The organism is Kitasatospora sp. NPDC096077, from assembly GCF_040303245.1.
In the GTDB taxonomy this organism is placed as follows: domain Bacteria; phylum Actinomycetota; class Actinomycetes; order Streptomycetales; family Streptomycetaceae; genus Kitasatospora.
The window spans coordinates 1-13,513 of record NZ_JBEOSV010000088.1 but is presented as its reverse complement, the minus strand read 5'-3'; the positions used below and the strand labels follow the sequence as shown (position 1 = coordinate 13,513).

The window sequence follows — 13,513 nt, the reverse complement described above, 5'->3', positions numbered from 1 at the left end:
GGGTGTTCCCGCTGGTCGGAGCGGGGGTGACGTCGAAGGTGCGGGTGGTTCGGGTCTTGCACGTCGTGCGGGTCGTTCAGGTCGTACGGGTGGCGCGTAGGCCCGGAGGCGTCAGTGGACCCAGCCGGTGAAGCCCTGGCCGCCGACGCTGCGCGGGACACGGGTGCCGAGGTCGGCGGCCGGGCGGCCGGCCGGCTGGCCGCCCTCCAGCGCTCCGGCGACGGCCCGGACCAGCCAGGCGTTGAGGGAGAGACCCTCCTGCCCCGCGGCCTCCTCCGCCCGGGCCTTGAGGTTCGCGGGCAGGCGCAGGTTGATCCGGGCGGTGCCCGACTCGTCCGACTCCGGCACCACCGCCGGCACCACTGGCACCACCGGTGGGGCGAGTGGCGCCACCGGCGGTGCCACCGGCGGCACATCGCCGTGGAAACCGCCGGAGCCGGGCGGCGCCGTCACCACGAACTCGGGGTCGAGTCCGCGCAACCGCACGTCCACCGAGCCCGGGGCGAGGTCACGGGTGACTTCGCCCATGGCGGCGGACAGGGCGTTGAGCAGCGTGAGCCGTACGGCCGACTCCAGCGGGAGCGTCAGCCGGTCGGCCAGCGCGCGGGCTTCTTCCCCACCGGTGGCGGCGGCCACCGCGAGCTCGTTCCGGAGGTTGTCGACGTACGGCGTGAGGTCCATGGCTCAAAGCATGGCACAGCGATGGCACCATGTCGAGCCATTAATGGCACCACTTTGGCGCCACCCGGCCGGGAGGTCCGACGCCGGCGACGGGAGAACGACGGGAGAACGACGAACCGCCCCGCCGGCCGAGGCCGACGGGGCGGTTCACCAGGAAGAACAGAGGGGAACAGCAGGAGCGGAAGGGGGTCAGCGCTGCTGCCAACCCGCCAGGTAGGAGTCGATCTCGCCGACCAGCCGGGCCTTGCCCGCCTGCTCCAGGAACGACGCCTCGACCGCGTTGCGCGCCAGCGCCGCCACCCCGGCCTCGTCCAGCCCCAGCAGCCGCGCGGCCACCCCGTACTCGGTGTTGAGGTCGGTGCCGAACATCGGCGGGTCGTCGCTGTTGACCGTCACCAGCAGCCCGGCGTCCACCATCCGCTTGATCGGGTGGTCCTCGATCCGCTCCACCGCCCGGGTGGCGATGTTGGAGGTCGGGCAGACCTCCAGCGGGATCCGGTGCTCGCCCAGGTAGTCGAGCAGCGCCGGGTCCTGGACCGCCTGGGTGCCGTGCCCGATGCGCTCGGCGCCGAGCTCGCGGATCGCGTCCCAGACCGTCTGCGGCCCGGTGGTCTCGCCCGCGTGCGGGACGGAGCGCAGGCCGGCCGCCCGGGCCCGGTCGAAGTACGGCTTGAACTGCGGCCGCGGCACGCCGATCTCCGGCCCGCCCAGGCCGAAGCTGACCAGGCCCTCGGGGGCGAGCTCGGTGGCCAGCCGGGCGGTGATCTCGGCCGCCTCCAGCCCGGCCTCGCCCGGGATGTCGAAGCACCAGCGCAGCACCACGCCGAGGTCCTTCTCGGCCCGCAGCCGGGCGTCCTCGATCGCCTCCATGAAGGCCACGTCGGGGATGCCGCGCTTGACCGAGGAGTACGGGGTGACGGTCAGCTCGGCGTACCGGATGTTCTGCCGGGCCATGTCCTCGGCCACGCCGTAGGTGAGCGCGCGGACGTCCTCGGCGTCGCGGACCAGGTCCACCACGCTCAGGTAGACCTCGACGAAGTGCGCGAAGTCGGTGAAGGTGAAGTACTCGGCGAGCGCCGCCGGGTCCGTGGGCACCGCGGACTTCCCGGCGTACCGGGCGGCCAGTTCCGCGACGATGCGCGGCGAGGCCGAGCCGACGTGGTGGACGTGCAGTTCCGCCTTGGGCATCCCGGCGATGAACGCCTCGATGCTCCGGTCACCCAGGTTTCCGATCCGACTTCCGTCCGGCTGGACCACGGTCGTTCCCTCTTCTCTTCTACACGCGTTCCGAGTGGTGCTCGCAAGGATAGGCCGAAGCCCGGATCACCCGCCGAGGGCCACCGCCACGGTGTGGATCAGCAGCCCGGCCAGCGCGCCGACCACGGTGCCGTTGATCCGGATGAACTGCAGGTCACGGCCGACGTTGGCCTCGATCTTGCGCGACGCGTCGTCGGCGTCCCAGCCCGCCACCGTCTCGGAGATCAGCGAGGTGATCTCGGCCCGGTAGGTGTCGACCAGGTACTGGGCGGCGTCCTGCAGCCAGCCGTCCACCTTGGCCTGGAGCTTGGCGTCGGTGGCCAGGCGCCCGCCGAAGCTGTGCACGCCCTCGCGGATGCGCCGGCGCAGTTCGCTGTCCTCGTCCTCGGCCGCGCCCATCACCAGGGTCCGCACGGCCGCCCAGGTGGAGTTGATCAGGTCCTGCACCTCGGGGCGGGCCAGCAGTTCGACCTTGGCCCGCTCGACCCGGGCGATGGTCTCCGGGTCGGTCTGCAGCTCGGTGGCGAAGTCGGCGAGGAAGTTGTCGACGGCGCCGCGGGCCGGGTGCTCCGGGTCGTCCCGGATGTCGGTGACGAAGCGCAGCAGCTCCTTGTAGACCCGCTCGCCGACCTGCTGGTCGAGGAACTTCGGGGTCCAGCCCGGGGTCTTCTGGGTGACCTTGCGGACCACGTCCTCGTGGTTGGCGGTCAGCCAGTCGTGCGCCCGGACGGCGACCAGGTCGACCACGCCGTGGTGCCCGCCGTCGGCGACCACCTTGCCCAGCATCCGGCCCATCGGCTCGGCCACCGAGGTGGCGGCGGCCCGCCGGGTCACCGCCTCGGCGACCACCGCCCGCACGTCCTCGTCGCGCAGCACCGCGAGCACCCCGCGCAGTGCCGCCGAGGCCTCCTTGGTGACCCGCTCGGCACTGCCCGGCGCGGCCAGCCACTCCCCCAGCCGGCGGCCGACGCCGAGCGCGGCGAGCCGACCGCGCACCACGTGGCCGGCCAGGAAGTTGTCGCCGACGAAGTCGCCGAGCGAGCGCCCGAAGGCGTCCTTCTTGGTCGGGATGATCGCGGTGTGCGGGATCGGCAGGCCGAACGGGCGGCGGAACAGGGCGGTCACCGCGAACCAGTCGGCCAGCGCGCCGACCATGCCCGCCTCGGCGGCGGCCGCCACGTACCCGGCCCAGGCGCCGGCACCGGCCGCCTTCGCCCAGGTGGCCAGGGCGAAGACCAGGGTCGCGAAGGCCAGCAGGCCGGTCGCGATGGTCTTCATCCGGCGGACGCCGCGTCTCTTCTCCTCATCGGCCGCGGTGAACCGGACCCCGGGCCCGGTCCCGCTGAAGGCTTCGTCACTCACCCCGCCAGTCTGCCCCGTGCCCGGCGCGGACGGGGGCGTGCCCCGCGATCACCCGCCCCGGAGCGTCGGCTCACGCCCCTCCGAACCGTCCCGCGCCCAGAATCGCCACCCCGCTCCGGCCCGCGCGCTGCCGCCCCGCTCCGGCCCACGCGCTGCCACCCCGCTCCGGCCCACGCGCTGCCGCCCCCACGGTCAGGCCCCGCCCAGCACGATCCGCCGCACCCCCGCCCCCGCCCACCGCGCCGGGTCCGTGCACCGCCGCCCGTCCAGCAGCACCCGCACCCCCGGCAGGTCCGCCGGTTCCAGCTCCCGGTACTCCGGGTGGTCCGCCTGCAGCACCGCCGCCACCACCGGCTCCCCGCCGTACGGCGGCAGCCCGAGCGCCGTCAGCTCGGCCGCCCGGTACAGCGGATCGACGACGTACGGCCGGGCCCCGGCCGCTTCCAGCGCCGCGACCAGCGGGAACACCCCCGAGTACGCCGTCTCCTTGACCCCGCCCCGGTAGGAGGCCCCCAGCACCAGCACCCCCCGCCCGGCGATCCCGCCCGGCAGCTCCCCGGCGAGGGCCCCGGCCAGCACCCCGACCGCGTACCCGGGCATCTCCAGGTTGGCCTCCCGGGCCGCCCGGACCACCGTCGCCGCCGGGTCGTTCCACAGGTACAGCCGCGGGTACACCGGGATGCAGTGCCCGCCGACGGCGATCCCCGGCCGGTGCAGATGGCTGTAGGGCTGCGAGTTGCAGGCGTCGGCGACCTCGGCGAAGTCCACCCCGACCCGGTCCGCGTACCGGGCGAACTGGTTGGCCAGCGCGATGTTGACGTCCCGGTACGTGGTCTCGGCGAGCTTGGCGAACTCGGCCGTCTCCAGCGAGGCCAGCTCCCACACCCCGTTCGGCCGGGGCAGGTCGGGGCGCGGGTCGAAGTCCAGCACCGCCCGGTAGAACTCGGCGCCGCGCCGCACCGAGGAGGCGTCCAGGCCGCCGACCAGCTTGGGGTAGCGCCGCAGGTCGGCGAAGACCCGCCCGGTGCGCACCCGCTCGGGGCTGAACACCAGCGCGAAGTCCGTCCCGGCCGCCAGCCCGGAGCCGGCCGCCAGCCGGGGCGCCCAGCGCCCCCGGGTGGTGCCGACCGGCAGGGTGGTCTCGTAGCTGACCAGCGTGCCCCGGCGCAGCCCGGCCGCGACCGCGTCGGTGGCCGCGTCGAGCAGCGCGAAGTCCGGGGTGCCGTCGGCGGCGGTGACCAGCGGGACGACCAGGACGACGGCATGGGCGGCGGCCACCGCGGCCGTGGTGTCGGTGGTGGCGCGCAGCCGGCCCTCGGCGACCACCCGCTTCAGCGCCTCGTCCAAACCCTCCTCCCGGGGGAACGGCGGCACGCCCTGGTTGACGCTCGCCACCACCCGGGGCGCGATGTCGGCCCCGGTCACCCGGTGGCCCTTCAGCGCGAACTGCACGGCCAGCGGCAGTCCCAGCTTGCCGAGCCCGACCACGCACACGTCCGGGCCGTCGCCCACCAGCCCGTCCGCACGGACGTCCGTACCCGGGTCCACGTCCACATCCGCCCCCGCCCCCGCCCCCATCCCCGGACTCGCCCCCGCACCCGCACCCGCACCCGGGTCCACGCCGCCCCCCGCCACGGGCCCGCTCATCCCCGTCCCCCGTTCACCGAGTTGGCCAGCCTGCGCCACGCCGGATGGCGCCGCAGCCCGCGCCGCACCTGCTCCGGGACGATCCCGCGCCACAGCTGCTGGGCCAGGTTGAGCGGCGGAACGGCCGCCACCCGCGGCTCCTCCGGCAGCAGGAACACCTCGTCGGCCAGGCCGAGCCGCCCGTCCCGGAACGCCGGGTAGCCCGCGTAGCGCCGCCGCCCCTCCGCCACCGCCGCCGGTTCGCCGTGCGCCGCCTCGTAGCGGATCTGGTCCCGCAGCGCCTCCGGCCGTACGGCGGCGGCGAGTTCGAGCCGCACCCGGGCCGCGACCGGCAGCCGGTCGTACACCTCGCGGGCGCCGAAGCGCTCGATCATCCGGCCGACCTCGGCGCACACCCGCCGCTGCAGCCCGTCGTCCAGCAGGAGGAAGCCGTCCTGGAGCAGCCGGGGCACGTCCCAGGCGAAGCTGCGGGCCCGGATGGCGTCCAACTCCTCGCCCGGCTCGGCCAGTTCGGCCGCCACCTGCTGGAGGGCGGTGATCCCGCGCAGCCGGTCCAGCACCGAGGCCCGCTCGGTCACGTTGCCCCGGTCCTCGCGCAGCACCAGGAAGTAGCAGTCGTACCCGGCGAGGACGGACACCCGGTCCGCCCGCAGACAGGCCTCCAGGGTGAACGGCTGGTCCGAGAAGACCTTCAGCCCCTCGTCGCGGCGCAGCCCGTGGCGCCGGATGAGGTCGAGCCGGAACAGCTTGGTGTCGGCCAGCGCCCAGGCCAGCGCCGAGTCGGTGAAGCCGACCGACTCGGCGTCGGCGTGGAAGATCCCCTGCGGCACCAGCCGCCCGTTCACCCCGACCTGCTTGGGCACCACCACGTCCGAGCCCCAGCCGTCGGCGGCCGCGACCAGCCGTTCCAGCGCCTGCGGGCCGAGCCAGTCGTCGGCCCCGAGGAACAGCACGTACCGGCCGCGGGCCAGGTCCAGGCCGCGGTTGGTGGGAGCGGCCGGCCCGCCCGAGTTGGGCTGGTGGACCACCTGGAACAGCCCGGGGTGCCGGTCGGCGTACTCGTCCAGCAGCGTCTCACCGCCGTCCGTGGAGCCGTCGTCGACGACCACCACCTCCAGCCGCCCCGGCGCCAGGGACTGCCCGACCAGCGAGTCCAGGCAGGCGGTGAGGTACGGCATGGTGTTGTAGACCGCGACCACCACGGTCACGTCGGGTACGGTCATCGGGCGGCGGACCTCCGGGGGTGCGGTTCGCCGGTGCGCGGATCGACGGGCGACGCACGGTCAACTCGGGCGCCCGCCGGGGAGTCACGTGCCCTCCCCGAACGGGCGAGCGATCCGAACACCGGCTTGACGCTCCGGCCGAACCGCCTGGCCAGGCCGGCGCGGCCAGGCCCGCCGAACCAGCAGGCCCGGCCCGACTAACCGATCGCGACCTTCGCGTACATCCGCGCGATCACGTCCTCGATCGCCGGCTCCCGCACCGAGAGGTCCACCAGCGGGTACCGCGCCGCGACCGCCGCCACGATCGGCGCCGCGCTCTCCCGCGCCGGGAAGGCCAGCCACTGGCGCGGCCCCTCGACCTTCACCACCCGCGCCCCGGCCACCTCGATCGGCGGCCGGGCGTCGGCCAGGTCGACCACCAGGGTCCGCTCGCTGCGCCCGGCGGCGTGCAGTTCGTCCAGCCCGCCGTCGTGGACGACCCGGCCGTGGTCGATCACCATCACCCGGTCGCAGAGCTGCTCGATGTCGGTGAGGTCGTGGGTGGTGAGCAGCACGGTGGTGCCGCCGTCCCGGTTGACCTCGCGCAGGAACTCCCGCACCCTGCCCTTGCTGACCACGTCCAGGCCGATGGTCGGCTCGTCCAGGTAGAGCACCTGGGGGTCGTGCAGCAGGGCCGCCGCGAGGTCGCCGCGCATCCGCTGGCCGAGCGAGAGCTGCCGGACGGGGGTGTCCAACAAGCCGTCCAGGTCGAGCAGTTCGATGCAGCGGCCGAGGTTCTCGCGGTACCGCCGGTCGGGGATCCGGTAGATCCGGCGGGCGAGTTCGAAGGAGTCGCGCAGCGGGAGGTCCCACCACAGGGTGGTGCGCTGCCCGAAGACGACGCCGATCCGGCGGGCCAGCGCGACCCGTTCGCGGGCCGGGTCGACCCCGGCGACCCGCAGCCGGCCGGAGCTGGGGACGAGGATGCCGGTGAGCATCTTGATGGTGGTCGACTTGCCGGCGCCGTTGGGCCCGATGTAGCCGACGCACTCGCCGGCCTCGACGGTGAAGCTGAGCCCGTCGACCGCGCGCACCTCGCGCTTGACCCGGCTGAACCGGCCGGTGCGGGCGCGCACGGTGAAGGTGCGGCGGACGTCCTGGAGTTCGATCAGTGCCACGGTGTTGTCCTTACGGGGAGGGGGAGTTCAGCTGCCGGTGCCGCGGTAGGCGCGCAGTCCGGCGCGCCAGGCGAGCCCGGCGGCGGCGACGCACAGCGCGGCGGCGACCGGGGAGGCGTACTGGAAGGCGGTGGGCAGTCCGAGCGGGTCGGGCCGGTCGAGGATGCGCAGGGTGGGCAGCCAGTTGACGAAGGCCAGCGGGACGCCGAAGACCACCCCGGCGACCAGTTCCTTGGCGAAGATCGTCGGCGGGTAGTGCAGCAGGGTCGCACCGCCGTAGGTGAAGGAGTTCTGGATCTCCTTGGACTCGCCCCACCAGAACTGGACGGTGGCCCCGCCGACGTAGATCGCGCCGAAGATGACGCTGCCGCACACCAGCAGCACGGGCACCAGCAGCACCCGGTCCCAGGTCCAGTGCACGTCCAGGGCGGCCAGCGACCAGGCGAGCACGATCAGGGCCTGGAGCGGGCGGCCGAGTCGGCGCAGGGTGAAGCGCTCGGCGCAGAGCTGGGAGAGCGCCGGGGCGGGGCGGATCAGCATGGTGTCGAGCGTGCCGCCGGCGATCCGTACGCCCAGGCCGTCGGCCGAGCCGACCAGCAGGTTGGCCATGCCGAGCGAGAAGGTCGCGGTGGCGTACAGGAAGGCGATCTCCGGCAGGTTCCAGCCGCCGAGCCGGTCGGTGTGCCGGAACATCAGCACCAGCACGAGGAAGTCGAGCGAGTGGGTGACCAGGCTGGCCAGCAGGTTCAGTACGAAGGAGGCCCGGTAGGCCATCATCGAGCGCATCCACATCCGGGCGCACAGCCACCAGGAGCGGACCGCCCAGGCCGTCCGCGCGGTGAAGGGCTCGGTGCGCGGCAGGAGTGGCCCGGCCGCAGGCAGGGGTCGCTCGGCCACCGGCAGGAGTCGGTCAGCCACCCTGCACCACCACCCGACGGGTCGCCAGCCACTGCGCGGCCCGCCCGACGGCGAGCAGCACCGCCGCCCAGCCGAGTTGGAAGCCCAGCGCCGGGACCAGCCCGGCGCCGCTCGCCCGCTCCAGGAAGACGTCGGTCGGCACCTTGATCAGCGCCGCCCAGGGCAGCACCCGGGCGAGGTCGCCGAGCCACCCCGGGAACAGGGCGATCGGCAGCAGCATCCCGGAGAAGAACATCGACACCACCAGCATCACCGCGCGCACCCCCTCGGAGTCGTGCAGCCAGAAGCCGGTGAGCGAGACCAGGAACCGCAGCCCGAAGCTGACCAGCACCGCGAGCAGTGCCGAGAGCAGGAAGAACAGCCAGGTCAGCGGCTGTTCGGGCATCCGGGTGCGGAACACCAGCGCGCCGACCAGCATCGGCACGGTGCCGCGGACCAGGGCCTGGAAGCCGGCCCGGCCGAGGTCGGTGGCCAGCCACCAGCCCTGGAAGTCCACCGGGCGGTAGAGGTCGACGGCGATGTCCCCGGTGCGGAAGCGGTCCTGGACGTCGTCCTGGAAGCCGCCGCCCCAGACCGCGACGGTGACCAACAGGCCCTGGCTGACCCAGATGTAGGTGACGGCCTGGCTCTGGTCGTAGCCGCCGAGGCCCGGGCGGGCCTGCCAGAGCGCGAGGAAGGAGGAGGCCAGGATGACCCCGAAGACGGTGTTGGTGAAGGTGCCGGCCAGGGTGGCGGCCCGGTAGGTGGAGTAGCGGCGGAAGGCGCCGCGAGCCACGGCGGCGTAGAGCATATTGTCTCCTTGTCGACAAATACGGCCAGAGGAAGGTGCCCATCGACATCCGCGCACACCCCATCGGCCCCGACCAGCCGACCCCGGGGGTACCGGGCCGGACGGGCGGAGCTGTCAGAAACGGGTGCGCTATGAAGTTCGCATCTTTCACCGTACCTCCGCCGCACCCCACCCGCACCCGGTTTTCCGACCACGCCCCCCACGACCCCGACGACGCCCCGCCGCAGGAGCAACACCGCAGTTCACAGCCCCACCGCCGCTGAACCCACGTCAAATAGCAGATAATCCCGCCATGACGTTGAGCACCCGCCGCCAGGCCAAACGGGCCGCCCGCCGCGAAGCCCGCCGCGCCCTCCCCCTCTGGCGCCGGCTCCTCCCCACCTGGCGGATCACCCTCGGCACCCTCACCGCACTGCTACTGCTCGCCGTCGGCGCCTTCGCCGTGCTCTACGTCATCGTCCCGGTGCCCGACCCCAACGCCCGCGCCACCGCCCAGAACAACATCTACCTCTACGCCGACGGCACCACCGAGATCGCCCGCACCGGCGCCGTCAACCGCACCGACGTCACCATCGACCAGATCCCCCTGCAGACCCAACAGGCCGTCGTCTCCGCCGAGGACCGCACCTTCTACCAGAACCGCGGCGTCGACCTGAAGGGCATGCTCCGGGCCGGCTGGAACACCCTCCTCGGCAAGGGCATGCAAGGCGGCTCCACCATCACCCAGCAGTACGTCAAGAACTACTACCTGACCCAGGACCAGACCTTCGAACGCAAGGGCCGCGAACTGTTCATCGCCCTCAAGGTCGACCAGCAGCGCGACAAGAAGGACATCCTCGCCGGCTACCTCAACAGCAGCTACTTCGGCCGCGGCGCCTACGGCATCCAGAGCGCCGCCCACGCCTACTACGGCGTCGACGTCTCCCAACTCACCCTCGGCCAGGGCGCCTACCTCGCCTCCCTGCTCCAGGCCCCCAGCCTCTACGACGTCAGGACCGCCACCCCCGCCAACCGCGAGAAGGCCGTCGCCCGCTGGAACTACGCCCTCGACGGCATGGTCCAACTCGGCTTCCTCACCACCGCCGACCGCAACGCCACCACCTTCCCCGAACCCATCGACCCCCAACCCGCCACCGGCCTGGCCGGCCAGGCCGGCTACCTGGTCGGCGTCGCCGACGACTACCTGATCTCCTCCGGCACCATCGACGCCGCCACCCTCAAGGCCGGCGGCTGGCGGATCACCACCACCTTCGACAAACCCAAGCAGGACTCCTTCGTCAAAGCCGTCCAGGACGAACTCACCGGCGAACTCGACCCCAAGGCCCGCCCCACCACCGACACCGACGTCCGCGTCGCCGGCGCCTCCGTCGAACCCGCCACCGGCCGCGTCGTCGCCGTCTACGGCGGCCCCGACTACGCCAAACAGCCCTACAACGACGCCCTGCGCCAGGACAACCAGATCGGCTCCACCTTCAAACCGATCGACCTCGCCGCCGGCCTGATCGCCCAACACACCCTCGACGGCCGCCCGATCACCACCGAGACCCGCTACGACGGCACCAGCGAACGCCCCGTCACCGGCGGCCCCACCCCCTACGCGCCGCCCAACGAGGACGACATCGACTACGGCAACATCACCCTGCGCCACGCCATGGTCAAGTCCGTCAACTCCGTCTACGCCCAGGAAGGCGTCGACGCCGGACTCGCCCGGGTCCGCGAGACCGCCGTCAAACTCGGCATCCCCGACAGCGTCCGCGGCATGGACCCGGCCAACACCTCGATGACCCTCGGCACCGCCACCCCCAGCGCCCTCGACCTGGCCGGCGCCTACGCCACCCTCGCCAATCATGGCCAGGCCCACACCCCGTGGTCCGTCCAGAAACTCGAACGGGTCAACCCCGGCGGCGGCGTCGACGTCCCCAAGACGCCCGACCACAAGGCCACCGACGCCATCGGCCGCACCATCGCCGACTCCGTCACCGACGTCCTGCGCGACGTCGTCAGCCCCCGCGGCACCGGCGCCGCCGCCCTCGACCTCGGCCGCCCCGCCGCCGGCAAGACCGGCACCACCGACGCCAACCTCTCCGCCTGGTTCGCCGGCTACACCCCCGAACTCACCACCACCGTCGGCCTGTTCCGCGAGAACCCGAAGAGCCACGCCAAGGAACCACTGTCCGGCACGGCCGGCCTCACCCGGATCAACGGCGGCGCCTTCCCCACCAAGATCTGGACCGACTACATGACCGCCGCCCTGGGCAACACCCCCACCCAGCAGTTCGACCTGCAGACCGGCCACGGCGACCGCGGCACCGGCAACTGGCCCACCCCGAGCGGAAGTTCCAGCCCCAGCCCGAGCAGCACCACCGCACCGGCCCCCACCGGCGCCCCCGTCACCGCCCCCACCGGCCAGGCCCCCAGCGCCCCCGCCGCCACCGACCAGCCCGCACCCCCCGCCGTCCCCAGCCCGCAGAACCCCCAACCCGCCCCCACCGAGGAACAACCCAGCCCCAGCACCCGGCCCACCCCGACCCGGCCCGCCCGGCCCAGCAACCCGCCCACCGCCACCACCGCACCCACCAACACGGCCACGGCGCCCGCCCAGTAGCCCCCGGGGCGGGCTACCCGGCCACCAACTCCCGCTCCAGCGGCGTCCGGATCCGCGGCGTCACCCGCACCTCCCCCAACCACCCCGTCAACCGCCCGGCCTCCGCCGCGACCGCCCGCTCCGCCGCCGACCCGACGTCCCGGAACAACCGCCACACCACCTCACCGTCCGACCGCTGCGCCCAGCCCCCGACCACCTCACCGCACCACCACACCGTCGGCCCGGCGTTGCCCGCCCGGTCGAACAGCGCCGGCACGTCCTCCGGCCGCAGGTACCAGTCCCGCCCGCGCCAGCCCATCACCGCCGGATCCAGCGCCGGCAGCAGCGCCGCCCACGGCTCGGGCGGCGCCACCGGCCCCTCGTCCCCCGGCAGCACCACGGCCGCCGCACCGCCCGCCAGCGCCACCGCCCGCGCGTCCACGTCCGCCAGCGCCGTACGGACGTCCCCCAGCGTCCAGCCCGTCCACCACTTCACGTCCTCCACCGTGGCCGGCCCGTACGCCGCCAGCCAGCGCCGCACCACCTCCGCCTTCGCCTCCCGCACCGGCACCTCCGGCCACTGCGGCACCAGCGCCCACGGATAGCTGCTGCTCGCCCAGGAACCGCGCGGACGGCACCGGCGGACGTGCCCGTCCGAGGCCAGCAGGCTCAGCAGCCGACTGCCCACACTCTGCCGCGCCTCGTACGCCTTGCCCGCCGACATCAGCATCGTCTCGCGCAACTGCGGTACGTCCCGGCCCAGTTCCTGGGTCGTCGCCTCCCCGCGCACGGCCAGCGCGGCCAGCACCTCGCGCTCCGTCGCGGCCAGCCGGGCCTCGTCCCAGCCCTCCGCGTGGTCCCGCAGGTGCTTCAGCAACGTCGCCCGCTCCTTCACGGCGATCGCCCGCGCCGCCCCCGAACTCACGTACGGGGCCAGGCCCTCCGTCACCGCGAAGATCGTCCGCCGCATCGACAGCAGCTTCACCAGCGACACGTCCTCGTACAGCGCCCGCTCCACCGCCGCCGCCGACGGCTCCGCCAGCCGCGCACAGGCCGACAGGTACACCGTCGCCGCGTCCGTCGCGTGCAGCCCGACCACCGCGTCGGCCACGTCCTCCACCCGCGCCGCCCGCACCGAGGCCGCCAACAACTGCCGGCGACCCAACCGGGCCCGCCGCTCACCATCACCGATCACCGGGACACTCATGCCCGGACCCTAGCCCCCGGCACCGACAGAACCGGCCGACCGGGTCGACGCCGCCCGGGCCGACCCGCCGGAGGCCGACCGCGAACAGCTGTTCGCCGGGGTCGCCGTCGGCCTCGCGACAGGGGTCACCACAGGTACGGGGTCGCTACAGGTACAGCCCGGTCGAGCCCTCGGTGTCCCCGAAGCGGGTCGCCGCCACCGCGTGCAGGTCGCGCTCGCGCAGCAGCACGTAGGTGGCGCCGCGGACCTCCACCTCCAGCTTGTCCTCCGGGTCGTACAGGACCCGGTCACCGGGCTCCACCGAGCGCACGCTCTGGCCCACCGCCACGGCCTCCGCCCAGGTGCAGCGCTTGGAAAGCTCCGCGGTCGCCGGGATCAGGATGCCGCCGGTCGAGCGGCGCTCGCCCTCACTGCCCTCGATGCGCACCAGCACGCGGTCGTGCAGCATCCGGATCGGCAGCTTCTCGCCCAGCCGGTCGTGCCGTGCGGCATCGTGCTCGTGATCGGAATGCGTCGGGTTGTCGTTCGTACTCACGGTCCCGACGGTACCGCCCCCGTGCGCGCGGCGTGACGCCAGCCCGGAATGCGGAAGGGCGGGGGGGCGGGGGGGGGCCCCCCCCCCCCCCCCCCCCCGGCAATAGAATATCCGCAAGTGCGGGGGGGCGAGCCGCACCACCCCGACCACGG

Annotated in this window: 11 protein-coding genes; 1 reads left to right on the top strand and 10 read right to left on the bottom strand. The window is 73.8% G+C overall.

The features are described from left to right. Positions 1 to 111 precede the first annotated feature (111 nt). The 8 genes from ABTZ03_RS39755 to ABTZ03_RS39720 all read right to left on the bottom strand — a co-directional run bounded on the left by ABTZ03_RS39755 (position 112) and on the right by ABTZ03_RS39720 (position 9,035). Entirely contained in the window at positions 112 to 681 is a 570-nt protein-coding gene (locus tag ABTZ03_RS39755; RefSeq protein ID WP_350518103.1) for a toxin-antitoxin system HicB family antitoxin, read from the bottom strand. A 189-nt stretch (positions 682 to 870) separates the two neighbouring features. Then, complete coding sequence (locus tag ABTZ03_RS39750) at positions 871 to 1,938, bottom strand: adenosine deaminase (RefSeq protein ID WP_350518102.1); 1,068 nt, start codon at positions 1,936 to 1,938, stop codon at positions 871 to 873. Positions 1,939 to 2,004: 66 nt separating this feature from the next. After that, on the bottom strand, positions 2,005 to 3,300 hold the full coding sequence (locus ABTZ03_RS39745; RefSeq protein WP_350518101.1) for a DUF445 domain-containing protein: 1,296 nt from the start codon (positions 3,298 to 3,300) through the stop codon (positions 2,005 to 2,007). 192 nt (positions 3,301 to 3,492) lie between these two features. Beyond that, positions 3,493 to 4,848, bottom strand: coding sequence for a nucleotide sugar dehydrogenase (locus tag ABTZ03_RS39740; RefSeq protein ID WP_350518100.1), 1,356 nt, complete (start codon positions 4,846 to 4,848; stop codon positions 3,493 to 3,495). Between the two features lie 95 nt (positions 4,849 to 4,943). Beyond that, complete coding sequence (locus ABTZ03_RS39735) at positions 4,944 to 6,170, bottom strand: glycosyltransferase family 2 protein (protein ID WP_350518099.1); 1,227 nt, start codon at positions 6,168 to 6,170, stop codon at positions 4,944 to 4,946. A 197-nt stretch (positions 6,171 to 6,367) separates the two neighbouring features. Continuing rightward, entirely contained in the window at positions 6,368 to 7,327 is a 960-nt protein-coding gene (locus ABTZ03_RS39730; protein ID WP_400924251.1) for an ABC transporter ATP-binding protein, read from the bottom strand. Positions 7,328 to 7,354: 27 nt separating this feature from the next. Beyond that, complete coding sequence (locus ABTZ03_RS39725; RefSeq protein WP_350518098.1) at positions 7,355 to 8,245, bottom strand: ABC transporter permease; 891 nt, start codon at positions 8,243 to 8,245, stop codon at positions 7,355 to 7,357. After that, on the bottom strand, positions 8,238 to 9,035 hold the full coding sequence (locus tag ABTZ03_RS39720; RefSeq protein WP_350518097.1) for an ABC transporter permease: 798 nt from the start codon (positions 9,033 to 9,035) through the stop codon (positions 8,238 to 8,240). The genes ABTZ03_RS39725 and ABTZ03_RS39720 overlap by 8 nt, the downstream gene beginning before the upstream one ends. 292 nt (positions 9,036 to 9,327) lie before the next feature. Between ABTZ03_RS39720 and ABTZ03_RS39715 the strand changes: the two genes are divergently transcribed. Further along, a complete protein-coding gene (locus ABTZ03_RS39715) occupies positions 9,328 to 11,640 on the top strand; it encodes a transglycosylase domain-containing protein (RefSeq protein WP_350518096.1) in 2,313 nt (770 codons plus the stop codon). A 13-nt stretch (positions 11,641 to 11,653) separates the two neighbouring features. On the opposite strand, the gene ABTZ03_RS39710 is transcribed toward ABTZ03_RS39715, so the two are convergent. Continuing rightward, the gene (locus ABTZ03_RS39710; RefSeq protein ID WP_350518095.1) at positions 11,654 to 12,826 is read right to left on the bottom strand and encodes a winged helix DNA-binding domain-containing protein; all 1,173 of its coding nucleotides are present in this window, start codon (positions 12,824 to 12,826) and stop codon (positions 11,654 to 11,656) included. 145 nt (positions 12,827 to 12,971) lie between these two features. Continuing rightward, the gene (locus ABTZ03_RS39705) at positions 12,972 to 13,274 is read right to left on the bottom strand and encodes a GroES family chaperonin (protein WP_079136310.1); all 303 of its coding nucleotides are present in this window, start codon (positions 13,272 to 13,274) and stop codon (positions 12,972 to 12,974) included. Positions 13,275 to 13,513: the final 239 nt, after the last annotated feature.

Coding starts and splice junctions, on each gene's coding strand:
- ABTZ03_RS39755 (WP_350518103.1), bottom strand. CDS start 681: ATGGACCTCACGCCGTACGTCGACAACCTCCGGAACGAGCTCGCGGTG.
- ABTZ03_RS39735 (WP_350518099.1), bottom strand. CDS start 6,170: ATGACCGTACCCGACGTGACCGTGGTGGTCGCGGTCTACAACACCATG.
- ABTZ03_RS39720 (WP_350518097.1), bottom strand. CDS start 9,035: ATGCTCTACGCCGCCGTGGCTCGCGGCGCCTTCCGCCGCTACTCCACC.
- ABTZ03_RS39715 (WP_350518096.1), top strand. CDS start 9,328: ATGACGTTGAGCACCCGCCGCCAGGCCAAACGGGCCGCCCGCCGCGAA.
- ABTZ03_RS39710 (WP_350518095.1), bottom strand. CDS start 12,826: ATGAGTGTCCCGGTGATCGGTGATGGTGAGCGGCGGGCCCGGTTGGGT.
- ABTZ03_RS39705 (WP_079136310.1), bottom strand. CDS start 13,274: ATGCTGCACGACCGCGTGCTGGTGCGCATCGAGGGCAGTGAGGGCGAG.